Origin of the sequence: Ruminococcus sp. (assembly GCF_019423705.1) — a bacterium.
Lineage (GTDB): Bacteria > Bacillota > Clostridia > Oscillospirales > Ruminococcaceae > Hominimerdicola.
Genome location: NZ_JAHZAX010000005.1, coordinates 90845 through 115919 on the forward strand (window position 1 = coordinate 90845; position 25075 = coordinate 115919).

Annotated in this window: 15 protein-coding genes; 10 read left to right on the forward strand and 5 right to left on the reverse strand. The window is 43.1% G+C overall.

What is annotated here, in order from left to right; all coding sequences use genetic code 11:
• Window position 1: 1 nt before the first annotated feature.
• Genes QZ371_RS05570 through QZ371_RS05580 form a run of 3 tightly spaced genes read left to right on the forward strand, consistent with a single transcriptional unit; the run spans window position 2 to window position 11550 of the window.
• Complete coding sequence (locus QZ371_RS05570; RefSeq protein WP_295210480.1) at window positions 2–9805, forward strand: hypothetical protein; 9804 nt, start codon at window positions 2–4, stop codon at window positions 9803–9805.
• A 31-nt stretch (window positions 9806–9836) separates the two neighbouring features.
• Window positions 9837–10547, forward strand: a complete 711-nt coding sequence (locus QZ371_RS05575; RefSeq protein WP_295210482.1) for a hypothetical protein — start codon at window positions 9837–9839, stop codon at window positions 10545–10547.
• Between the two features lie 25 nt (window positions 10548–10572).
• Window positions 10573–11550, forward strand: coding sequence for a hypothetical protein (locus QZ371_RS05580; RefSeq protein WP_295210484.1), 978 nt, complete (start codon window positions 10573–10575; stop codon window positions 11548–11550).
• Between the two features lie 96 nt (window positions 11551–11646).
• Here QZ371_RS05580 and QZ371_RS05585 read toward each other — a convergent pair whose 3' ends face one another.
• The 5 genes from QZ371_RS05585 to QZ371_RS05605 form a co-directional block, all read right to left on the reverse strand.
• Window positions 11647–11892, reverse strand: coding sequence for a TIGR03905 family TSCPD domain-containing protein (locus QZ371_RS05585; protein ID WP_295210485.1), 246 nt, complete (start codon window positions 11890–11892; stop codon window positions 11647–11649).
• A 12-nt stretch (window positions 11893–11904) separates the two neighbouring features.
• The gene (locus QZ371_RS05590; RefSeq protein WP_295210487.1) at window positions 11905–13077 is read right to left on the reverse strand and encodes a malic enzyme-like NAD(P)-binding protein; all 1173 of its coding nucleotides are present in this window, start codon (window positions 13075–13077) and stop codon (window positions 11905–11907) included.
• 246 nt (window positions 13078–13323) lie between these two features.
• Window positions 13324–14196 (reverse strand): PHP domain-containing protein, encoded by an 873-nt coding sequence (locus QZ371_RS05595; RefSeq protein ID WP_295210489.1) that lies wholly within the window; start codon window positions 14194–14196, stop codon window positions 13324–13326.
• Between the two features lie 196 nt (window positions 14197–14392).
• Window positions 14393–15364, reverse strand: coding sequence for an RluA family pseudouridine synthase (locus tag QZ371_RS05600; RefSeq protein ID WP_295210491.1), 972 nt, complete (start codon window positions 15362–15364; stop codon window positions 14393–14395).
• An 11-nt stretch (window positions 15365–15375) separates the two neighbouring features.
• Window positions 15376–15792: a hypothetical protein gene (locus QZ371_RS05605; protein ID WP_295210492.1), complete on the reverse strand. Its 417-nt coding sequence runs from the start codon at window positions 15790–15792 to the stop codon at window positions 15376–15378.
• Between the two features lie 205 nt (window positions 15793–15997).
• Here QZ371_RS05605 and uvrB point away from each other — a divergent pair, with 205 nt between their 5' ends.
• From uvrB to rplS, 7 genes are all read left to right on the forward strand, one after another.
• Window positions 15998–17968, forward strand: coding sequence for an excinuclease ABC subunit UvrB (gene uvrB / locus QZ371_RS05610; protein WP_295210493.1), 1971 nt, complete (start codon window positions 15998–16000; stop codon window positions 17966–17968).
• A complete protein-coding gene (locus QZ371_RS05615) occupies window positions 17965–18432 on the forward strand; it encodes a pyridoxamine 5'-phosphate oxidase family protein (RefSeq protein ID WP_295210495.1) in 468 nt (155 codons plus the stop codon). The genes uvrB and QZ371_RS05615 overlap by 4 nt, the downstream gene beginning before the upstream one ends.
• Window positions 18433–18441: 9 nt before the next feature.
• Window positions 18442–21264, forward strand: coding sequence for an excinuclease ABC subunit UvrA (uvrA, locus tag QZ371_RS05620; protein ID WP_295210497.1), 2823 nt, complete (start codon window positions 18442–18444; stop codon window positions 21262–21264).
• A 58-nt stretch (window positions 21265–21322) separates the two neighbouring features.
• Window positions 21323–21886, forward strand: a complete 564-nt coding sequence (locus QZ371_RS05625; RefSeq protein WP_295210499.1) for a site-2 protease family protein — start codon at window positions 21323–21325, stop codon at window positions 21884–21886.
• 78 nt (window positions 21887–21964) lie between these two features.
• A complete protein-coding gene (locus QZ371_RS05630) occupies window positions 21965–23824 on the forward strand; it encodes a TIGR03960 family B12-binding radical SAM protein (protein ID WP_295210501.1) in 1860 nt (619 codons plus the stop codon).
• Window positions 23808–24512 carry a TIGR03936 family radical SAM-associated protein gene (locus QZ371_RS05635; protein WP_295210503.1) on the forward strand — a complete coding sequence of 235 codons (705 nt, stop codon included), beginning with the start codon at window positions 23808–23810 and terminating at the stop codon, window positions 24510–24512. Before QZ371_RS05630 ends, QZ371_RS05635 begins: the two co-directional genes overlap by 17 nt.
• Window positions 24513–24701: 189 nt before the next feature.
• Window positions 24702–25046, forward strand: coding sequence for a 50S ribosomal protein L19 (gene rplS / locus QZ371_RS05640; protein ID WP_295210505.1), 345 nt, complete (start codon window positions 24702–24704; stop codon window positions 25044–25046).
• The last annotated feature ends 29 nt before the right edge of the window (window positions 25047–25075 follow it).

Sequence of the window (25075 nt, forward strand, 5' to 3'; positions counted from 1 at the left end):
AGTGAAAACTATAAGAAATTGTAAAATAAACAGAATATGTTATAAGCTTTACAGCAAGTATCGTAAGAATGTTATTTCTTTAGTGACCGCTGCGGTGCTGCTGTTTACAAGTATGCCATTGTCAGAGGCTTCAAGCGTTGTGGCTAAAATGGTTTCAAAGCTTTCTAATGCTATTACGGCTATGGCGGAGGATTCGGGGGCAAGTGCGGCTACTACAAAAGTGGAAAGTCAAATTATTAATGGGCAATACACTATAAATAGTACTGAAGACTTGCAAATGCTTTTTAAGGCAGATCCTAGTGTATACCAAAAAGTTACTATCCTTTTTGCAAAAACAGATGGCGATTTTAATGCAAGTGATTTTAATGGTATCACCAAAGGTTTGGGAAATAAGTCTGATCCATTTAGCGGAAAGTTTGAAGCAACTGATGGTTCTTCTGTTGATCTTCCAATTGACTTTGCGTTATTTGATTATCTTGACGATTCGGCAGAACTTTGCGATATCACTCTTAAACGTCCCAATGATAAGCAAAACACGGCTCTGCTTGCCGAACACGTTACACATTCGGATGCTACAACATCGGCTAAAGGCTGGAAAATCACAAAAAACACGACTAACGATGACGATGGCAAACCCGTCAATTACTCATTCACCTCAGTTATCGGTGAAATGGCTGAAGGCAGTATAGTTGGTCTTACTATCAATTGCGGTGAGGATACTGTTGTCGCTAATGCTTCCGGCAACGCTGGTCTTGCCTGCGGAACGATGGATAATGGCGCTCAGTTGACTGTAAACACTACGGCTTCTGGTTTTAGTGTTACAGCAGCAAGCGGTAATGCTGGTTCGCTTGTCGGCGAAATGGGCAGCGGAGCTAAGTTGATAATTGACAAGGCCTATAGCTTTACAGGCAAAGTCACGGGCAAAAACGCTGGCGGAATGGTTGGCAGTTCTACTGACGGAGAAGTTAGTATTTCTGATGGTGGGTCGGTTTCGATAAAAGGAACGTTTGCGACGAATAGTACTGTAACGTCAGGTGATAAGACAGGTGGCGTAGGCGGAGTATATGGTGAGTATAACAATAATAATGATCATTCATTTGATTTTGATAAGTATACTCTAGAAGCTAAATTCGATAATAGCAGTATTGCAACTAATTTTCATGTTGGCGGTGCTTTTGGTAAAATAAACAATTATAGTGGAAAAATCGATATCAATGATAGTACTAATAGTGATGATAAAAAAATCAACGTTAATCTAACATCTAAGAATACATTGAATGTAGGCGGTGTTATTGGTGCTTATTACCCTCAGAATAAAGAAAATACTGAATTATTTATTCACGATATCAAGACAAATTTAGAGATAGAGACGAATTGTAATAGAATTGCAATATTGGGTGGATTGATTGGCAATGCCACAAATGATTATAATTATAACGCTTATATAAATGTAAAAGACGTTGAGGTTACATTAACTCAACAAAAAGCAACATGTAGCGGCGGTCTGTTTGGTGCGGTCAAGTCTGCTTTCGTTGATATTGGTGGTTCGGTTAAGGTAAATAGCAGCAGTGTTACTCATCAAAAGGGTATACCAAGCGTATCTGCTAGTGGTTCACTTATTGGCATTTGTGAAACCAAAAATAATAATGCTGGTGTTGTTCGTTTGTATGGTAGTACTGACATTTCGCGCTACAAAGTCACAAATTATCCAAGTAAAGAGAGAACTTGTAATCAGCTTATAGGCAATCGTGGAGATTTTCTTGTATACGCTGTTGACTGGACACTAAAGAGAAATTCTAAAATTACATATGATGTCGATGATATGGACTGGGGCGAAGTTCTGCGACTTGACGGAACAAATCTTACTGAAAGTACGGACGAAACTCAAAGCAAAGATACTGATGTTTTGTATTTTGATAGTAGTGCACATACAGTAACTATCAAAAGCTTTGCTGATAAAACTAATGTTGTAATTTCAAATAAAGCTGATTTTGCAAGGGCAGCTTTGATAATGCAGCAGTCATCAAATATTTTTGTAAAATATAGTACAAGCGTTGATAGAAATGCTATGCTCTCGGCTACTATAAATATAAAAGAAAATATAAAATTGTCAGGCACAGGCATTACGGGATTTATGCGTGATAACGGTGCGGGATATGCTTTTTCTGGAACTCTTAATGGCGATAGTAAAACTATAACTTTGGCTGTCGGCGAAGCGTATGGTGATAATCAGTCTAATAGTAAATCCAATGGTCAGATAGTAAAGCATACATATAATGGACTTTTTGCAAAAACAAAAGGTGCAAATATCAACAATTTAACGGTACAAGGTGATCTCAAAGTACTTGGAGCGGATAGCACCAATACTGGCGAAACAGATTATGATAAGATCTGCAAGATAGGTGGTGTTGTTGCGCAAAGTGAAGGTACATTATCATTGAATAACGTAACATCAGAGATCACTTGGTCAACAAAAACATCAGAGATCACTTGGTCAACAAATAAGAATAATACTATTTATGCAGGCGGAATTGTTGGTTATGTCTCTAATGACGCTAACAATGTGTCATTTGATACTTGTATTGCGAAACCCGATTTTGATTATACCGGTACAGACGAGAGCGTTTGTGTTGGTGGCGTTATTGGCGCAGTTGGATATGCCAGCGCTGAGAGAAAGATCAGTTTTAATAATGTGAGTGTCAGCGGCACTATTAAACAGAGCAATAAATCTGTAACAAATGCCCGTGTCGGCGGACTTATCGCTGAGATAAGGGCAGAGGACGCTGCAAGTGGTACATATAATAATGTAGCTATCACAGATGTCAAGATCAATGCCTTGACTATTGAGACAAAAGCTACAAGCACCAGCGGCGGTTTCTTTGGTCATAACTGGTACAGGACGAATGTAACTCTTGATAGTGCGACAGTTTCAAACTCTACTTTGAAAACAGCGTGCACGGAGTTCGGCGGATTGGTGACGGCTACTACGGGGTATTGGAAAATCGGCACGATTTCACTTGATAGTAATAACATAGAAGGAAGTAATGCAACGTATTTTGGCTTGCTTATCGACTCAACATTCGGAAGAGACGCCGATCCATATTCAAGCTTGAAAAATTATAATTGTACATTGGACGGATCATATATTGAATTTATAAAGGCTGGAGGCTACAAAGTTACAGAATGTACTATAACTTTGCCAAATAAGTTGGAGAGGTACGACGAGATCGTAGCCTTTAGTACAAATGATAATGGTGCTGGTTCAAACGGACAATCTGTTGTTTCCATTCCTGCGGTTAATGGAGACCTCAGAACTGTTATAATGGACGGCAAAAGCTGTAACACTTATCAGAATCAGACTAAGAAGGACGTTAATACCGATTGGACACCGAATATCAGTACAAGATATTACTACAACATGGATACGATCAGGTCGAATACTAGCAAAACTGATACAGATGATTTGATGTTGTGGAGCGTTTATACTTACGCTGCTGGCAATATAAAACAGTATTTTGCGGACGGAAGCAACTTTTCTTTTGATGGTGCTAAGAATTACGATCTCAAAGGTTACTCATATTATCCTATTGACGTTACCGGAGCTTATGTTGGTGGAACATTTACGTTCTATAATAAGGAGATCGAAACAGCAGAGGCTTTGACCAATGGTGACACTTTAATAAGAAATACAACCGGCTCAGACGGCAGCCACACCCAGCATTATATGATGCACCATGGACTGTTCAGAAATGTTACGAATCTGACAGTAAGCGCTAAGCTTGATCTCAATGGAAGCATTGGTAAAACTGATAATGGTTCGGGTGCGCTGGTGTGCGGAAAGGTATCGGACGGCGGAAACAGCAAGAATAAGTTGTCTGTTACGGGTAGTATCGTGCTGGATAAAATTTATGTTAATACTGATATAAAAACTGATAACTATGCCCCATTGCTTATCAATAAGATCGGAAATATGACTGATATTACTATAAGCAATATTTCAGAAAGTGCTGATAGGAGTAATTATGATATGGCCAACCAGCCATATGCCGCAACAAGCCTTATTGGTGATGTTGGTAGTGCGACAGGTACAAACATAGCTTTGACTTTTTCAAATATCAAGCTTTCTGCACATACCGGCAATTCTATTTTCAAAAATGCTACATTGCTTGAAAGCTTCCAGCATAACGACGGCGAGGGTTCGACAGCTTCTTATAATTATACTTGGAATGAGGACTGGGGAACCGGCAATCGTAATGTTACATATGGTAGAGAGGTCTCAGATACACATAAAAATGAGAGCAAACAGAATAAATATTATGGTGATTGGCAGAGAGATAGATATACATCGCCTGATAGTGGTACACAATCGAGTCAGTATTCGTTTACTGGCTATCTGCCATATGTGGCAAAAACATCAGTAACAGGAACTACTGATTTGACTTATGATGAGATCGACGTAAATATCGAAAGGCCATACTTGAATGAGGGCTGTGGAACTTATTCTGATCCGTATATCGTTGATGGTTCAAAATTGCAGGAAGTTGCTAGGATCATTAATGGTGCACCTTCTAAAAACTGGGAAGTGAACTATAATAAAGATGTTGTAAATAAAAATTCGGATTCTTCTAAATACTATACAAAATATACTGATTCATCAATTTGTAACGGCGGTAATAATCACAAAACTTACGTTTATGATGGAACTGCCTTTAAATATAAAGGTATTGAATCAAATGTGGAAGATGTTAGTAAAGATGCTATGTTAAGCTATCTATGCGAAGCATATTACAAGATCAATGATGATATCATTCTTGGTTCTGATTTTATCGGTTTGGGAGGCTCCACAGTAGGAACAGCTTTCCGTGGTGTTATTGTTGGTGATAGTGTCAAGCCACCGACAATAACAAATAATAGTGGTAATCCGCTTATAAGAAACAGCAATGGCAGTGTCGTAAAAGATATCCAAATTAAACAGGATACAAAGATAGATCTGTCTGAAAGTAAAAATAGTTCGTTTTCTTATACAACCCAAACAAGTGAATACTATGGTGCTGTTTTTGGCATTGTTCACGGCGGTGACAATATTATCGATAATGTAAAGGTTACTGCCTATCCTACAATCACTTTTGATAATAATGGTACTTATAACAATTTGATACCGGTTGGCGGATATATTGGCGTTATTATAAATGGCGGTGTATATTTCCGTAATATGAGTGGTGCACAGGGTATTACAACTGCTAAGCTGGAGGGTGTTGGATCCAACAGTAGCTATCTATATAGAAACCCTTACATAGGCAGGGTACTCAATGGTTTTGCTATTGAAGAGGGTGATTCTTTTAATGGATCGGAGAATCTTGAAAATTCCGGTAAAAACTATATTATAACTGAGGTCAATAAAGATTCTACTCAAAAGATAAAAGGAACAGGAAGTAAGGTTGAGATTCCAGATGCACAATCATTGTTCATTTTTTCTTTGATCGGTTCAAGTGGTGCAGGCTATTGTCGTACCAAGATATACGATTCTACTTGCGGATATGAAGATTATTATATGATCAGAAACGCTGAGTATTCGAATGTTGGAAAGAGTGGATTGACTTCAATTGATACCGATTATTCAAAAGTAATAGTCAATGGTCATAATGGTGATTTATCAATAGATGGAATTGATACAAAACAAGGTATCAAAACGCCTCACATCATAATGGCCTATACACAGGAAGTTGAATTTTATGAGCTAAAGTGGTTGTGTTTGCACCAAAATGAGATCACACTCACAGGTACAGGAGACTATGATCTATCCGGCACAGGTTTTAGAGGAATTAGCGCAATTTACAGCCAGGGAAATACTAACGTTGTTCCTATAGCTTCTTTTGATGGAAAATCTAAAGCAATTACCGAACAAATAAAGATAAGATGTTATGATAACGACAATTATCCTGTGGATTCAAAGAATACATATGGTGTCGGATTTGTTAATTATTTGTCTAGCAATAATTCGTCAACAATAAAAGATGCCACTTTCAAGGGCAGTGTTTCATTTGCTTCAATTTCTAATGACAAAGAGATTTATACTTATGGAAGTTCTGTTGGTGGTGTTGTCGGCAGGGTGATAAATGCTGCTAATTTCACAAATATAACTTTGGATGGATTGAGTGTTAATGGCGTAAAGGTATCTGGAGGTTTGATAGGCACATCAGTCAATGCCGTAACGATAAGTGGTGTTAAAACAACAGATAACGGTATTACTGTAACAGGTGATAGTCAAGTTGGAGGCTTGGTCGGATACAGCACTGGCAGTCTGACAATTGGTAGTGACGGCAGCACCTTTGATGTTATCGTAAATAACATTAGCTCTGCTAGGACACAAGAAAAAGAAAATACTACTGATGCCACAATGCATTCGTATGGAGTAGGTGGTATCGTCGGATTTGCAGCAGGTGATTTATCAATAGTAGGCGCTCAAGTTAAGGGCAAGGATACAAATAGTTACATCGGAACTGTTAGTAATGGTGCAAAAAAGGCAACTGTTTCGGAAAATGTTGGTGGAATAGTTGGCTCAGTTGGCGATAATACTGCTATTACCTCTAAGATAGAACAAGCTACAGTTGATATCGATTTGTATGGATGGTTAGTTGGCGGCATTGTTGGTATAAACTACAAGTCAAATATGACATTGGAATCTTGTGCCTATAATGGCGATGAAAACAAAATCAATATAAATGCTATTACATATGCTGGCGGCTTAATTGGTAAATCTAATAGTGATTTAAGCATAAGCGATTCTGTTGTAAAAAGTGCAGATATTAATGCATTATATGATAGTACTTCAAGTTATTACAACAACTCGCACGATGTCCACGTTGGCGGTTCAGTTGGCGTAATAAGTGGCGGTAACGTTACGGTCAAAAACTTAGAGATTTCTAATGCAGCGTTATCATTTAATGGCAATGTGTGGTGGAGCATCAATCTTGGCGGTATGATCGGGTCAATTGGCGATAGTTACAATCAAGGGATCAATGGTTACAATATTATGATGAACAGTGTTAGCTATAAAAGTACCGGTACACAAAAAACAATACAGAAAGCTAATATTATCGGTTATAATCCAGAGAAAAATAAAACTATAAAAAAAATCAAACTTGTAGGCGTTACACAAATCAATAATACTGAATATTTGCCTGATTATTACAGCACGTATGGCGCAGATTCTTTCACAGCGATCCACACCGATTACAACGGCTCGTGCACAGCAGATAATAAAGTAACTGAATTCAGCCAAAATGCTAATGAAGCGTCAACTGTCGCCGCAAATTCCCCATACGTCAACGTAAATCCGGCAAAAACATACGCTGGACTAGACTTGACAGGCGACTTTGCCGCAGAAAATATGGGAGCGATAATAGCTGCCGCAAAGACCGGCAGCGAATCTTCAAATAAGTATCAGAACACAGGTGTTAATGCTCGAGCAGATAATATTGATCAAACCAAGCTCAAAACATTCAGCGAGGTTGCAGATCAGAAAATTGATGCTACGAATAATATGCCTATCCTGCTGATCGACGACAACAGCTCAGCGAATATAACAAAAATGCTGTCAGATTATGTATCTGTTCTCACGAATCACGAGACTGATCTGAATACTGATTTGTCAGATTTGCTGTCAGTAAGTACGCAGAGTTATACATATAGTAATAATGCTTGGACTGCCGCAGGCAATAAAAGCTTGACTTATGACGAATCCAAACATCGTTTCAAAACTGTAAATGGCGTGTACGATAACGACGGCTCGGCAAGGTTTACGCTGATAACTCTTGACTATGCGGACCCGACAACGACAAACGGCAACACAGCGCTGAGAATACACATTCCGGTCTTCGTAAAGAAAGTGCTCGATTTCAGCTTCACATCTCGTGTGCTGACTGGTACTGATTACAACCACTTAGATTATACAGACAAGAAGTTCGCTTTTGAAAGCTTTGGTTCGCCGATAACGACCTACTTCACTTACACCTATTATAGAACTGCACAGGAGTGGCAGGATGCAATAAACAATGGCGACGATCTCCTTTGGAATTTTGACAAAAAGTTGGAACTCAAGGGCGAAGGTGGTGGTAAAGCAAGCGGCTTTTTGCCTGCTGAAACAAAGCTAACGCTGATCGATGTAAACCAAAGCGACAAGGCTTATCAAAAAACGGCAAATGAAGTTGGTTTTAGTGACGGCGTACTTGATCTATCAAAGTTTGGCGATGATCTGATAACGCTGAATGGCCTGTTGATGAATTATGCAACAGTAATTGCTAAAGAGGATATTGCGAATGGTACACTTGTTGTGACTGAAGATAAAACAAAAGCCACAGCAATGGCTATGCTTGGTGATAAGCTGACTTATTTCAAATTGGCTGATGATACTGATAGCGATTCGACTAAATATTCTGTATCTGTTGTGAATAAATATGAAAACAATGTTGATTCAGAGAAAAGAATAATGCTCAGCGAGAATTATTATCTTACTATTCAGACGCCGGCTGCTGATGATACAGCTGCAAAAAGCTTGATAAAGAATTTTGTAGGATATTATTCTAAAGTCAATAGTAAGCTCGATTGTCCGGAGAACAAGTCTCTGCCGACTTATGAGCTAAATAGTGATAAATCAACTTATATCATTGCGAATTTCTTAACGCAGGAAGTTACTGTACAGGCGAAAAATTCTGCAGAGATAAATACAGCTAACGATTTGATCAATGTGACTATGACTTCTAAGATCACACTTAATAAGGATTTAGCAAATACTTTCAGAAATTATGTTTTGGGTAATGACTTTAAAATGCATCAAGGCTTCAATATATCTTTGACGAAATTTGAAAATGGTGAAAATGGTACTGCTACGCAAATTGTCGGAGGAAGTACGGTCGAAGGAGAGTTCTCAATCGGTGAAACTAAAAGTCCGATAAACGGCTTTACTCTGACTGAAGCAAAAGATAATTGGTTCCTGCAATATCCAAAATCAATTTGGGATAACTTAAAAGACACAGGCAACAACGAAGTCAAAATAACGGCCGATGTCAAGATCACCTATTCAACATCAGGGATGATCGAACAGTTCCCGGAGCGCAAGGACGGCGACACTAAAACTGGTATCGCTGTAAACGCAAGTTCAAATATCGCATATAGCGAGGACAGCGTTGAGCACAGTCAGGTCTATAAATCTGTAAGTACAGGTTCATATTACTATCGCTATGCAATGTCCGCTGCAGATCTTAGCTATGATGTTGTTGAGTCAACAGTCATTGATGTTAAGGATTCGCCTTATTCACAGCTCGGCGTAAACCCTAACGATATGAGCTCTGAGCAAATGCTGATAACCGCAAAGGGACATTATGATCTGACCGAACTTACTGAGAACATAAGAAGTCAGGGCGAGCAGATCAAGTTTACAATGACTTTGTATCAGAAAAATGTTGATGATACTTATGAACAGGTCGGTAATATCGACAACTATCTCTGTGACATATCAATGACGTATAAAAATGATGTTGTAGTTCCATCGCCTAATGACAATAATAGTTATACTTTCATTGTTTCGGGCTATGAAGGTGATGAAACTTACGATGTAACAACAAAGTTCAATGTCATCACAGGCGAGGCTTTTGAGGGCAGAAAACAGCTTTACGCAAATTATAAAGTCCAGCTAACGGCAGAGTTGCTGGATAAAAAGGACGATCCCATAGCAGGAACCACCGTCAGCGACTATATAATCTACACCAACGCAAGGATAAACACAAGCTTTATCAACGCTAGTTAGCGCAAAATACAAGGCATAATGGGAGAATAAAATGGCAAAAAGAATTCTTGAAAGGTTCAAAAAATTGAATAAGAAAAAGAAAATTCAGCTTGTCGCTGCAACAGCGCTGACTGCGGCGCTGCTTGTGGCTCTCCCTCTGTATGCTTGGTTTACGCACACAAGGTCTATCGCAATGAAGACCAAGATCAACGCTCCGACCCAGCTTTACATAACGGCTGGAAATAAGGAATCAGTTGCAAATCTTGAAATGGGCAATATAGACGTTGAGTCTGAAACCGGGTACAAAGATTTTGTATTCGGTATCAGTGGAAAATATGTATCAAAATATCAGATACAGCTTGCCCACACCACAAATATCCCGTTTACTTATAAGATCTATCGTGCAAGTTCGGTTGAAAATGCTGGCGCTGATACTGTTGAATATGTTTCCGAAGATAGTAGTAAACACTATTATCAAAAGGGTGAAGAAGTCCAAGGTGATTATATTAATCAAGATTCGACAACGAAGATAGCCAACGATTCTTTACACGACAAATCATATGATGAATACAGTAAAGAAAACGTTCAACAACACGCAGAAGCGCTTTATTGGCAATCAACTAAATTAGATGTTGAGAATAAATCGAAGGACAGCAATGACTTTGTAGATTATTTTATAATAAGAGTAAGCTGGGACGACAAAGTTGAAAACGACAAAGAGACCGATATGGTCTATTTGACCGTTCAGCGTGTGACACAATAAAAATGATAGAATGGAGGCAGCAGCTGTGAAAAACAAGTTTATAAAAAGGCTAAAAAAATCTTGGCTTACCATATGGATAGTCGCAGCTGTGGCCGCTCTCAGCACTATCGGCGGTATGGCAGCTTATACCAGCATTTCCAGTGTCAAGCGTGTGGTATCCACTCAGAAAGGCGTTGGCAATCTGTTCTCGTCCAACTATCTTGAGGAGGGCAGTAGTTTCCCACTAAAGAATGTAACTTTTAGCAGCGACAAAATCGCACCGACCGTAACAGTAAATGTCTGCAATTTTCCGCAGACAAAGATCAAGCACAGCGATGCGGATATAACCTATACGCTTACGATCACTCTTGTGGATAGTGGTGGAAAAGAAGTTGGCGACATAGAGAATATCGGTAATTATTCGGTTTCGTATAATAATACCCCAATTGCTTTCTCGTCTGAGAAAAAAGAGATCAGGTATGAAAATCAAACGCTTTCTGCCTCTGACTTTTCATATAACGACTTCACACTAACATTTGATAGTTCCCAGCTCACAACACAAAACGTTTTTATGAAGCTTGAGGCAAAACCAAGTTCATCAAGCGGCCTGCCAACGCTTTCAGCAATGATCGGCGTTTCATATGTCAAGCCATATTCCGCAAGCTGGTCGGGACAATTCACCGACAGCGCAGACAAACCATCTGATCTCGACGGCTTCAATTACCGTCTGTCTGGCAGCGGTTCTGGCACAATAACATTGAGTTGGAACACAAAGTACATCGAAATAAGCAAGTGGTTTTTGAAGGAGAATAATTTAGACGATCCAGCCGCAGATAGTAACGGCATAAAGACGATAACGCTAACAGTTGATTCTTCAAAACAAAACCAATATGATATACAATTTTATCGTGTGAATGGCATTTCAGCTAATGAAAGCTGGACGACAAATAATGAAAGTATATCTATCGGAGATATTACAGCAATCACTACTTGTGAATTTAAAGCAGATGAAGCCACCGAATAAAATAAAGGCTGTCACTCATATGAGCGGCAGCCTTTTAATATCGTAGGGGCGAACATCGTTCGCCCGTTTATATTCGTACAATGTAAATTCTTGATCTTAAAGCACCTTTTTAAGCGCCTCAGCAAGCTGTGCAGGACAGGAAGTTCCACGTCCGTTGCAGTCAATGCCCTCAAGTCTGTCGATAACGTCCTGAATCTTCATACCCTCAACAAGCTTTGATACGCCCTGAGTGTTGCCGTTGCAGCCGCCTGTGAAGTGAACCTTCTTCACAATTCCGTCCTCGACCTCGATATCTATCTTTCTTGAACATACTCCCTTTGGAGTGTAGCTTATATTTGCCATAATATTTTCCTCCTAGATCCTTGCTACGCCTGTGTCTCTTGCCGCCTGAGCAACTGCCTCTGCGACTGCTGTCGGAACAGCTCTGTCAAATGAGTTCGGCAGAATGAAATCTGCGCTGAGCTTGTCCTCTGGAACGCAGTTTGCAATAGCCTTTGCTGCCGCCATTTTCATTTCTTCGTTTATGTCGGAAGCCCTTACAGCCAGCGCACCCTTGAAAATTCCCGGGAACGCAACAACGTTGTTTATCTGGTTAGGGAAGTCCGAACGTCCCGTGCCAACGATGAATGCGCCTGCCGCCTTTGCCTCGTCCGGCATAATCTCAGGCGTTGGGTTAGCCATTGCGAAAAGTATCGCCTTGTCGTTCATCGACTTGACCATTTCAGCAGTAACAAGTCCCGGCTTCGATACGCCAACAAATGCGTCCGCACCCTTGAGTGCGTCAGCAAGCGAGCCGTGCAGCTTGTTCTTGTTCGTTACCTTAGCCATTTCAGCGTGAGCCTCGTTAAGATAACTGTCGCCCTCGCAAATAATACCCTCTCTGTCAACAAGAATAAGGTTGCCGATTCCAAGGGAGAGCAGCAGCTTGCCGATTGCGCAGCCAGCTGCACCGGCGCCGTTTATAACAAGCGTGATATCCTCGATTTTCTTGTTTGCCACCTTGCAAGCGTTCATAAGCGCCGCACCAACAACGATAGCCGTTCCGTGCTGGTCATCGTGGAAAACAGGGATATCAACCTTTTCTTTAAGCTTAGCCTCGATCTCAAAACATCTCGGTGCAGAAATATCCTCAAGATTTATTCCGCCAAAGCTGTCTGATATCATCGCAATAGTGTTGACTATCTCGTCAACGTCGTTAGACTTAATGCAAAGCGGAAAAGCGTCAACGTCTGCAAATTCCTTGAAAAGCGCACACTTGCCCTCCATAACAGGCATACCTGCCAGTCCGCCGATGTTGCCAAGACCCAGCACAGCCGAGCCGTCGGTTATAACAGCCACAAGGTTCGCACGTCTTGTCAGCTCATATGAAAGATCCGGGTCTTTCTGTATCTCAAGGCAAGGCTGCGCAACGCCTGGGGTGTACGCCAAAGTCAAGTCCTTGGCATTGTTTACCTTTGCCCTTGAACAGACCTCGATCTTGCCTTTCCATTCTCTGTGCTTCTGAAGAGATTCTTCCATTACGTTCATTTTTAACATTCCTCTCTATAATAGGCTTTGCCGAATGAAGCTAAAGTTCATCGCTAAATGTGCAGTACAACGGGCGACCACAGGTCGCCCCTACATTAATCATCTATCAAACATTAAAGTAGGGGACGGCGTCCTCGACGTCCCATTCGTTCATTCTTTTAACGATATAAGCCATTGCAGATCAAAGCATTTTTTACGCATTAAAGGAACACTATCCGAGAATAGTGTTCCTTTGATTATATCATACTATTTGTCACTTTTCACAACGGCTTTGTTAGCTTTTTGTGAATTTATATGAATAAGCTTAAAGAGCTTATCAAGATTTTCCTGATCTGTGGTCATACTGCCGATGTGTGTCATCGTCTCGTTGTAAAGTCCGTGGAAATCCGAACCGCCTGTCACGATAAGATCGTGTTCCTTTGCGATCTCAACAAGCTTTTTCTGCTGTGTTGGCGTTGCGGAATGATGATAAGCCTCAATGCCGTCAAGCTTGCCTGCCTCGATAAGCTCAAGCAACAGCTCAGTATTATTGAACATTACAGGGTGCGCCATAACCGCAACGCCCTTTGACGAATGTATCAGATCGAGCACAAAGTTCACGTCGGGATATTCACGGGTAACAAGACATTCGCCGTTTGGATAAGAAAACAGCTTGTCGTTAACCGAGCCGTAAAGCTCTGTTGCATAGCCGTAATTTACCAGCGCACGCATAATATGCTGCTTGAAAATGCTCTTTGAGCCCTTTGTGTAATGCAGCACAGCGTCCTTCGGGATAGGATACATCGCCGTTACCTTTTCAATCATATCCTTTGCGCAGTCTTTTCTGATCTGACAGGATTTAAGGCAAAGGCCTTCAAGTCTGTCAGGCTTCTGCGGAGCGTAACACAAGATATGTACCTTTGAATTGCGCTTCTTGTCCCAAGCGGAAAGCTCTACCGCAGGGATAACTTTTACGCCGTATCTGTCGCCCAATATCTGCGCACGGCTCGAAGATGAAAGGGTGTCGTGATCGGTTATTGCAAGAAAATCGAGACCCATTCTCTTCGCCTGCATGATAACTTCCTCGATACCAAGTGAACCGTCTGAAAGGGTTGTGTGACAATGTAGATCTCCGATCATATCTGTGTTCCTCCAAATCTATAAAATATCAGCAGTCGTAATTTCATACAAAATTTTGACTAAATAATTATAACATATTTTATATACATTTGCAAGCACTTTTGAACAATTTACACAAATTTTGCTCGGATAATATATTTATTTGTCGTAATCCACAAATAAAAAGTCGAAAAATAGTGCAATTCCACCACGATTTTTATGGCTTGTAGCCAAAATACTTGTCGCAGAACCAAATATCATCGGCCTTAAAAGACTTTCCGTTCAGATATTCCAGTATTCCTGCGTCTGTGGTGAACTTGAATGTAAGCTTGTACGAATAAAGCGCCTGTGTTTTAACATTGTATGCACGGTTCACTTTATTTATGCCGTACTTGCCGTCACCCAGCAGGGGATAGCCGATGTGTGCCATATGCGCCCTTATCTGATGTGTCCTGCCCGTGATAAGGTCAACTTCCACAAGTGCAAGGTTTTCAGCCTTGTTTTCTGCAACCACACGATACTTCGTTATCATCGTGCGGCAGCCCTCAAACTTCCTGTCGGAAACGTAAACAGTTTTGCTGCTCTCGTCCTTTTTGTGATAAGCCACAAGCTCCGCCTTTTTCTGCTGCGGAATTCCAACAGTCACGCAAAGATAAAGCTTTTCAAGCTCTCTGTCCTTGATCTTTTGATTGAGTATACGCAGGCTTTCAGCGTTCTTTGCGCAAATGACGATACCGCCCGTGTTGCGGTCTATCCTGTTGCAAAGTGCTGGAGCAAAGGAAAGTTCGTCCTGCGGGCGATATTCGCACTTGTCATAAAGATAGTGCTGTATCCTGTTTATAAGCGTGTCCGCCGAACCGCTTTCGTCCTCGTGAACAACAAGTCCGCTTTTCTTGTCGCAGAGGATAATATTTTCGTCCTCGTAAATAATATTAAGTGATGTGGGTGCGCTCAAAAAAGCAGGGCGGTGGTCGCTTTCGGCTTCAAAAAATTCGTCGTTGATGTAAAGCTGCATAACGTCTCCCTGCGCAAGCCTTGTGGATATCTCGCAACGCTTGCCGTTGACCTTTATGCGCTTCAATCGGATATATTTGTAAAGCAGATTTTTCGGCAGCTTTGGAACAGCCTTGGTGAGAAACTTGTCAACACGCTGTCCTGCGTCGTTTTGATTGATGATAAATTCTTTCATTTTCGCTCCGATCAGAACTTCACACGAGCCGCAAAACCGCCGTCGATAAGCTCGTCAAAGTCAGCGCTGTCAGCACCTTTGCTGCGCAAAAGCTTGAGTATCTCCGTCATATCGTAAGCCTTGCCCTTGCGGCGTGATAACTCTTCCTCGCACTTGATAGCGTATTCAAGCGGCTTCTTGTCCGCAGGGAGATTAACGTCCGAACCTTGGTCGATAAGCCATTCAATAAACTTAACGCTGCGCTCATCTGGCACAAATGCGCCGTCCTTCTCGATAAAATCCGCCGATTCGATAGCCGTCAGCAGGAAAGTCAGCCCGTTGCTGTCCGTTTCGTTGTAATCAACATCATCAGAAATAAAAATAAACTTAAGCTCTTCAAGCTCACGCCTTGAAAGGGTGTAATTATATTCGTCATACAGTCTGTTCATATGCGTTCCTCCTATTTTAGTAGTCATAGTGTTATTATAACCTAATCGCCGATTTTTTGCAAGTCCGACAGCAAATAAAATACAGGACAAAGGGGCTGTTTTTCGGCATTTGTTCTAAATTCAGAAAATATTGAGAAAAAGGTCTTTACAATTAAAAATATTTGTAGTATAATAAAAAACAACTGTTCGATTAATGGAGGCGTTTATGGATAAATTTCAGTTAGTATCGGATTATAAACTCTCGGGCGACCAGCCGGAAGCTGTTGACGCCCTTGTAAAAGGAATAGAAAGCGGAATGCGTGAGCAAACGCTCCTCGGCGTAACAGGTTCGGGCAAGACCTTTACAATGGCAAACGTTATCGCAAGGATAAACCGTCCGACCCTTGTGCTTGCCCACAATAAGATACTTGCGGCGCAGCTCTGCTCAGAGTTCAAGGAATTTTTCCCGAACAACGCCGTTGAATATTTCGTGTCCTATTATGACTATTACCAGCCTGAGGCTTATGTGCCAAGCAAGGACGTTTACATCGAAAAGGACAGCTCCGTCAATGACGAGATAGACAAGCTCCGCCACTCCGCCACCTCTGCTATCGCTGAGCGCCGTGACGTTATAATCGTCGCCAGCGTTTCCTGCATTTACTCTCTCGGCGACCCAGAAGAGTATAAATCTATGGTGGTGTCTATCCGCCGTGGAATGGAAAAATCCCGTGACAGGCTCATCGCCGACCTTGTGGGCATACAGTATGAGCGCAACGACATAAACTTTGTGAGAAACAAGTTCCGTGTCCGTGGAGACGTTGTTGAGATATTCCCTGCAAATTCCACAGACACAGCCATAAGAGTTGAATTTTTCGGCGATGAGATCGACCGTATCACAGAGATAAACGTTGTTACGGGCGAGGTGCTTTGCTCACTTGCACACGCCGCAATTTTCCCTGCTTCGCATTATATCGTAAGCCGTGACAAAATGCACGACGCTATCGAGGAGATAAAACAGGAGCTTGATGAGCGTATTAAGTATTTCAAGGACAACGATATGCTTATCGAAGCCCAGCGTATCGCCCAGCGAACAAATTACGATATCGAAATGTTGGAAGAGATAGGCTTTTGCAGCGGAATTGAAAACTATTCAAGAGTTCTTGCAAGGCGCCCAGCAGGCTCAACGCCGTTTACGCTGCTGGACTTTTTGCCCGATGATTTTGTGCTGTTCGTGGACGAATCACACGTTTCTCTGCCGCAGGTAAGAGGAATGTATGCTGGAGACAGAGCGAGAAAGCAGACCCTTGTTGACTATGGCTTCCGCCTGCCCTCAGCGCTGGATAACAGACCGCTGACCTTTGATGAGTTCTATTCCCACATAAATCAAGCTGTGTTCGTGTCCGCCACCCCAGGCCCTATCGAGCAGGAAAAATCGCAGCAGATAGTGGAGCAGGTAATAAGACCAACAGGACTTCTTGACCCAGAGATAACAGTCAAGCCCACAGAGGGTCAGATCGAGGATCTGCTCAGCGAGATCAATATGCGCACCGCAAAAAATCAGCGTGTGCTGGTCACGACCCTCACAAAGAAAATGGCGGAGGATCTCACAAACTATCTAAAGAGCTTTGACGTCAAGGTGCGGTATATGCACCACGATATCGACACTATCGAGCGTATGGAGATAATCCGTGACCTGCGTCTCGGCGAGTTCGACGTGCTTGTTGGTATCAACCTGCTGAGAGAGGGTCTTGACCTGCCTGAGGTAACACTTGTGGCAATACTTGACGCCGATAAAGAGGGCTTCCTGCGATCTGAAAGCGCACTTATACAGACCATAGGCAGAGCCGCACGAAACGCCGAGGGCAAGGTAATAATGTATGCCGACACAGTCACACGCTCAATGGAAAAGGCCATCACCGAAACGGAGCGCCGTCGTGCGATACAGATGAAATTCAACGAAGAACACGGCATAGTTCCGAAAACTATCGTCAAGGATATAAGAGATGTTATCGAGATATCCACCAAGGAAGAAGTGGAATACGAGGCACGTCAGAAAACCAAGCTTTCAAAGCAGGAAACTGCAAAGCTTGTAGAAAAGCTCACAAAGGAAATGAAAGAAGCGGCAAAGCTGCTTGAATTTGAGCACGCCGCATTTTTGCGTGATAAAATTGCGGAGTTAAAGGGTGAGAAGAAATGACAGAAATATTTGAAGTTAAGCTCCGTGAGTTTTTTGACAGATTGGGCGAAAGCAGGATAATGGTGCTTGCCACAGGCGACGGCAGCAGGATATCTGCACGTTCAATGAGCGTAGTTATATATGACAATAAGTTCTGTTTTCAGACTGACCGCACTTTCATGAAATACAGACAGCTTATGATGAATAAAAATGCCGCTCTGTGCTGTGAGAACATTTCTGTTGAGGGTACGGCTGAAGAAATCGGCAGACCTGTGGAAAATGAGAAATTCCGCCGCCTTTACAAAAAGCATTTTGAAGGCTCATATAAAGCTTATTCAGAGTTAAAAAATGAGGTGGTCTTTGAGGTCACCCCAAAACTCATAAAGCTGTGGATATATGAAAACGGTCTGCCTTACACTGAAATATACGATATTGAAAACAAAGAGTATAAAAAGATAAGACAGGAAATACAAAAAGGAGAGTAAAGAATACCAATGCCAATTAACGAGATAGTTATAAAAGGTGCAAGAGAGCATAATCTGAAAAATGTTGATGTTACCATACCGAGAGATAAGCTTGTTGTTATGACGGGTCTTTCGGGTTCGGGAAAATCTTCTCTTGCCTTTGATACCATATATGCTGACGGACAAAGACGTTATGTTGAGTCGCTGTCATCTTATGCGAGAATGTTTTTGGGTCAAATGGATAAGCCTGATGTTGACAGCATAGAGGGGCTTTCGCCTGCAATATCCATAGATCAGAAAACGACTTCCAAAAACCCACGTTCGACTGTGGGAACAGTCACCGAGATATACGATTACCTCAGACTTCTTTACGCCCGTATCGGCGTGCCACATTGCCCCGTCTGCGGAAGAGAAATACGCCAGCAGACTGTCGATCAGATCGTGGATAAGATTATGGAGCTTGAAGAGGGCACAAAGATACAGCTCTTAGCGCCTATCGTCAGAGGCCGTAAGGGCGAGCATACTAAAGAGCTTGACCGTGCAAGAAAATCGGGCTATGTAAGAGTTCGTATCGACGGCATAACATATGACCTTTCGGAAGAAATAAAAATTGAAAAGAATAAAAAGCACACTATCGAAATAGTCGTGGATAGACTTGTTATCAAAGAGGGCATAAAGTCCCGTCTCACCGACAGTATCGAGACAGTTTCAACGCTGACAGGCGGACTTCTCACAGTTGACGTTATCGGCGGCGAAGAAATGATGTTCTCGCAGAATTATGCCTGCCCCGAGCACGGCGTTTCTATTGACGAGCTGACACCGAGAATGTTCTCTTTCAACAATCCATTTGGTGCTTGCGAAAAGTGTACTGGTCTGGGCGTGTTCAAGAAGATCGACCCGTCGCTTATTATCCCCAATAAGGACTTGTCCATAAGACAGGGTGCTATCAAAGCCAGCGGCTGGAACAGCCTTGATGAAGGCTCTATCGCAATGATGTACTTCAACGCCATTTCCGAGACCTACGGCATATCCCTTGACGAGCCTGTAAAAAACCTCGATAAGGACGCACTTGACATTTTCCTCTACGGCACACAGGGTCAGAAGCTCCACTTAAAGCGTGGCAATAAGTTTTATAAGGCTGATTATCAAGCCGAGTTCGAGGGCGTTATCCCTAACCTTGAAAGGCGCTATAAAGAATCAACGAGCGATTGGGCGAAGGCGGATATCGAAGCTTATATGAGCGATGAAAAGTGCCCAGCCTGCCACGGCGAAAGACTTAAAAAGGAAAGTTTGAGCGTTACAGTCGGTGGACTTAATATCGCAGAGCTTTGCCATAAATCAGTTGCAAAGGCGCTGGACTTTTTCGACAACCTTGAAATAAGCGATCGTGACAAGCTTATCGGCGAACAGATAATAAAGGAGATAAAGTCACGTCTCGGCTTCCTTAAAAGCGTTGGCCTTGAATATCTCACCCTTTCACGTTCCGCAGGCACACTTTCAGGCGGCGAGAGCCAGCGTATAAGGCTTGCAACGCAGATAGGTTCGTCGCTGGTCGGCGTGCTGTATATCCTTGACGAGCCGTCTATTGGACTTCACCAGCGTGATAACGACAAGCTTATCGCAACGCTGAAAAGGCTTCGTGACCTTGGCAATACGCTTATAGTAGTCGAGCATGATGAGGACACGATGAGAGCGGCGGACTTTGTTGTTGACGTTGGCCCCGGAGCAGGCATACACGGCGGCGAGATAGTCTGCGCTGGCACAGTTGACGATATTATGAAGTGCAAGCGCTCGATAACAGGTCAGTACCTCAGCGGCGAAAAGAAGATACCCGTTCCAGAAACACGCCGACAGGGCAATGGCAAATTCCTCAAAGTTATCGGCGCAAAGCAGAACAATCTGAAAAATATCGACGTTGAGATACCTCTCGGCACGTTCACCTGCGTGACAGGCGTTTCGGGTTCGGGCAAGTCCTCGCTGGTCAATGAGATAATCTATAAGGAGCTTGCAGGCAGACTTAACCGTGCAAGGATACGTTCGGGGGATTTCAAGGAAATGCAGGGCGTTGAGTTCCTAGACAAGGTCATTGATATCGACCAGTCGCCGATAGGCAGGACACCGAGATCCAACCCTGCCACATATACAGGCGTTTTCACGGATATCAGAGAGCTGTTCTCTCAGACCGCTGACGCAAAGATGAAAGGCTATAACGCAGGACGTTTTTCGTTCAATGTCAAGGGCGGAAGATGTGAAGCCTGCGAGGGCGACGGCATAATCAAGATAGAAATGCACTTCCTGCCGGACGTTTACGTTCCTTGCGAGGTCTGCGGTGGAATGAGATATAATCGTGAAACGCTGGAAGTCAGATACAAGGGCAAGAATATCTATGACGTTCTTGAAATGACCGTTGAAGAGGGCGTTGAGTTCTTCAACGCTATCCCGAAGATAAGCCGCAAGCTTGAGACCCTTTATGAAGTTGGTCTCGGCTATGTTAAGATCGGACAGGCGGCGACCACGCTTTCGGGCGGCGAAGCTCAGCGTGTAAAGCTTGCCACAGAGCTTTCTAAGAGAGCCACAGGCAAGACTATCTATATCCTTGATGAGCCAACAACAGGACTTCATACAGCCGATGTTCACAAGCTTATCGAAGTTCTTCAAAAGCTTGCCGACGCAGGCAACACAGTTTTGGTTATCGAGCACAACCTTGACGTTATCAAGACTGCGGACTATATAATCGACCTTGGCCCCGAGGGTGGTGACGGCGGCGGAACTACCGTCTGCACAGGCACCCCCGAAGATATTGCCGCCTGTGATAAGTCATACACAGGTCAGTATCTCAAAAAAATGCTGTAAAATATCAACAAAAGTAATTATCATCATCGCTTTGGAATATACTTGAGCGGTGATGATTTTGTTTAAGATAAGGATAAAAAATACATTTTACGGCATATCGTTCAGCTTTTTCCTAGTGATAGCGCTGACAATGTTATGCACGGCGGCGCAGACGGACAAGATACTTGTGACCCTTGTGTGCTGCGCATTCCACGAAATGGGGCACTTGCTTATGATGACAATATTCGGCACATCGCCGAAAGAAATCGTAGTCTATGGCGGCGGCATAAGGATAACCCCCGACAGCAGGCTTCTTGACCGAAACCGTGAGCTTGCTGTGCTGCTTGCAGGGGCGGCGGTGAATTTCATTCTCGGCACAGTTGCATATCTTGCACAGGGCTGCACATTTTTCAGCCAAGTGAATTTTATGCTTGGCATAATGAATATGCTGCCATTTCGATATTTTGACGGCGGAAGAGTTCTCACTCTGCTGCTAAAAGAGGGAAGAGCCTGCGACCTGCTCAGAGCCCTGTTCATCTTCCTGTCAGCTATCGCAATGATACAGATGATTCTAAACGGCTCTGTTAGCATATCCTTTGCCGCAACGTTTTGCTTTATCGTCCTTTCGGAGATCATATATTAACAGTTTGCTTATTGCAATTGCACATAAACTCTGATATAATTAATAAAGGTAAACCTTTTGATATCGGAGGAAAATAGATTGGAAGAATTAAAAAAGAAGATAGAAAAGCTGCTTTTGAAAACTCAGAAGCCTGCAAGATATATCGGCGGAGAGATCGGCAGCGTCGTCAAGGATAAGGACAAGGTGGACGTGCGCTTTGCCTTCTGCTTTCCCGATACCTATGACGTTGGAATGTCACATCTTGGAATGAAGATACTTTACGGCTTGAAAAACGCCCGTGAAAACTGGTGGTGCGAGCGTGTCTTTATGCCCGAGGAAGATTATAACAAGCTTATGCGTGAGAACGATATTCCACTTTACGCTCTCGAGAGCCTTGACCCTATCAAGGATTTTGACTTTATCGGCTTTACGCTGATGTATGAGCTTTCTTATAACAACGTCCTTGAAATGCTTGACTTGGCAGGCGTGCCTGTTCTTGCGAAGGACAGAAAAGAGCTTACACCTCTGGTTATCGCCGGAGGTCCTTGCGCCTGCAACCCCGAGCCGATGTCGGCTTTCTTTGACCTGTTCATTCTCGGCGAGGGCGAAGAAGTCAACGTTGAGCTGCTGGAGCTTTACGAGCGTATGAAGCCCTCAAACCCCACAAAAGAGCAGTTTCTCCGTGAGGCTGCAAAGCTTGAGGGCGTTTATGTGCCATCGTTTTATGATGTTGAATACAACGAGGACGGCACGGTGAAATCTATCGCCACGAACGTTCCCGAAGCCCCTGCAAGGGTGAGAAAGCGTGTTATCAAGGACTTTGACAAGGTCTATTATCCCGACAGCTTTGTCGTGCCGTTCACGCAGATAGTCCACGACAGAGCCGTTGTTGAAGTGCTCCGTGGCTGTATAAGAGGCTGTCGATTCTGTCAAGCGGGATTTATTTATCGCCCGTTCAGAGAGAAGAGCATAGACACGATCAAGCAGGAAACAAAGTGCCTTTGCGAGCAGACAGGCTATGAGGAAGTTTCACTTTCGTCGCTTTCAACAAGCGACTATACCAAGATTAACAAGCTTCTTGAAAGCCTTGTGGAATATACCGATAAGGAGCAGGTGAACCTTGCTCTGCCGTCGTTGCGAATAGATAATTTCAGCGAGGAGCTTCTTGAAAAGATAAAGTCCGTCAGAAAGAGCGGACTGACCTTTGCCCCCGAAGCAGGCACACAAAAGCTCCGTGACGTTATCAACAAGAACATAACCGAAGAGGAGATTATGCGCACCTGCCGCACGGCATTTGAGGGCGGTTACACAACGGTCAAGCTGTACTTTATGCTTGGCCTGCCGGAGGAAACTCTCGACGACGTTGCAGGCATTGCAAGGCTTGCGCAGAAGGTCGTAGACCTTTATTATGAGACGCCAAAGGAGCTTAGAGGCAGAGGCGGCGTGCAGGTATCTGTCTCAACGGCAACATTCGTGCCGAAGCCTTTCACTCCATTCGAGTTCGAGCCGCAGGCCACACCTGAGGAGATAAAGGAAAAGCAGGAGCACCTGTTCAAGAGCCTTACAAGCAGAAAAATTAGGCTCAGCACCCACCAGTCAAATACGTCCATACTGGAAGCCGTGCTTGCAAAGGGCGACAGACGTATCTGCGACGTTATCTATACAGCTTGGAAAAAAGGCTGCTATCTTGACGGCTGGGACGAGCATTTCAAATTCGACAAGTGGATGGAAGCCTTTGACGAGTGCGGACTTGATACGAAATTCTATGCCAACCGCCGCCGTCCATATGACGAAGTTGCCCCTTGGTCACATATCGACTATCTTGTGTCCCACGAATTTTTCGTAAGAGAGAACAAGAAAGCCCATATGGCGCAGACCACAAGAAACTGCAAAGAGGGCTGCTCGGGCTGCGGAATAAAGTGCGAATACGGAGGTGTTTACTGTGGCAAGAAGTCCTGAACCGAAAAATGTCAATCTGATAATAGAGCGTTTTGAATATCGTGCGGTGTTTTCAAAGACGGGAAGAGCCAAGTATATTTCTCACCTCGATCTTATGAGAGCCTTTCAGCGTGCTTTCAAAAGAGCTCATCTGCCGATCTGGTATACACAAGGCTTCAATCCTCACGTTTATATAATGTTCCCTTTGGCGCTGCCGCTGGGAACGGACAGCAGAGTTGAGATAATGGACTTTGCGCTGACGGAAGATCTTGACTGCGAAGAGGTCAAAAAGCGTCTCGGCGAGCAGACCCCTGTGGGGCTGGATATAATCAGCATTGCACGCCCTGTTCATAAGCATACGGCGATAACGGCGGCTGAATATTTTGTCCGCCTTAAAACTGACAAGACAGCGGAAGAGACCGCCAAGCTTTTTGACGAGTTCATATCGAGAGACAAGATCGAGATCGAAAAGCGCACAAAGAAAAAGACTATCAATCTTGTGGATATAAAGCCGCATATCAACGCCTTGAGCTGTGAAGCAAAGGACGGGGAGACGGAGTTCAAGTTTATTCTGCCCTGCGGAAGTTCTTTCAATCTTAATATAAATGTGGTGATAGATACATTCTGCGATATGTACGGACTTGAAATCGTGGATATTTATACAGAACGCACAAAAATACTTATGGAAAGCGGCGAAAGTTTTACATAGAATTTCTTGCAAAAGATAAGCATATGTGGTATAATATTAAAGCATTTGAATTACCGTCGGTGTATTCCGACGAGAGTTAATGCCCTATATCCGAGCAGGATATGACATTAAAGCGGACAGTCCTCTGGCTTTGCAGCGATAGCTGCCATAAAGCGTATGAATGTCTGAAAATACAAGGAGGTATTTAAAGTGGACGCTTTAAAACTTATTTCAGATTCAAGCCTTAAATCCGAGGCACCTGTTATCAACATCGGTGATACAGTAAAGGTACACGTTAGAATTACAGAGGGCGACAAGTCCAGAATCCAGGTATTCGAGGGTACTGTTATCGCTAAGAAGCACGGCGGTATCAACGAGACTTTCACAGTTCGTAGAGTAGCTCACGGTTGCGGAATTGAGAGAGTTTTCCCTGTTCACTCACCTGTTGTTGAAAAGGTCGAGGTTGTTCGTTCCGGTAAGGTTCGCCGTGCTAAGCTCTATTATCTTCGTGACAGAGTTGGTAAGGCAGCTAAGGTCAAGGAAGCAATCAGATAATTCTATCATAAAAAGAGAGTCGGTTTATT

Bases quoted from the DNA above. Each gene is read 5' to 3' on its own strand.
- QZ371_RS05575 (WP_295210482.1), top strand. From the start codon at position 9,837: ATGGCAAAAAGAATTCTTGAAAGGTTCAAAAAATTGAATAAGAAAAAG.
- QZ371_RS05585 (WP_295210485.1), bottom strand. From the start codon at position 11,892: ATGGCAAATATAAGCTACACTCCAAAGGGAGTATGTTCAAGAAAGATA.
- QZ371_RS05590 (WP_295210487.1), bottom strand. From the start codon at position 13,077: ATGAACGTAATGGAAGAATCTCTTCAGAAGCACAGAGAATGGAAAGGC.
- QZ371_RS05595 (WP_295210489.1), bottom strand. From the start codon at position 14,196: ATGATCGGAGATCTACATTGTCACACAACCCTTTCAGACGGTTCACTT.
- QZ371_RS05600 (WP_295210491.1), bottom strand. From the start codon at position 15,364: ATGAAAGAATTTATCATCAATCAAAACGACGCAGGACAGCGTGTTGAC.
- QZ371_RS05605 (WP_295210492.1), bottom strand. From the start codon at position 15,792: ATGAACAGACTGTATGACGAATATAATTACACCCTTTCAAGGCGTGAG.
- uvrB (WP_295210493.1), top strand. From the start codon at position 15,998: ATGGATAAATTTCAGTTAGTATCGGATTATAAACTCTCGGGCGACCAG.
- QZ371_RS05615 (WP_295210495.1), top strand. From the start codon at position 17,965: ATGACAGAAATATTTGAAGTTAAGCTCCGTGAGTTTTTTGACAGATTG.
- uvrA (WP_295210497.1), top strand. From the start codon at position 18,442: ATGCCAATTAACGAGATAGTTATAAAAGGTGCAAGAGAGCATAATCTG.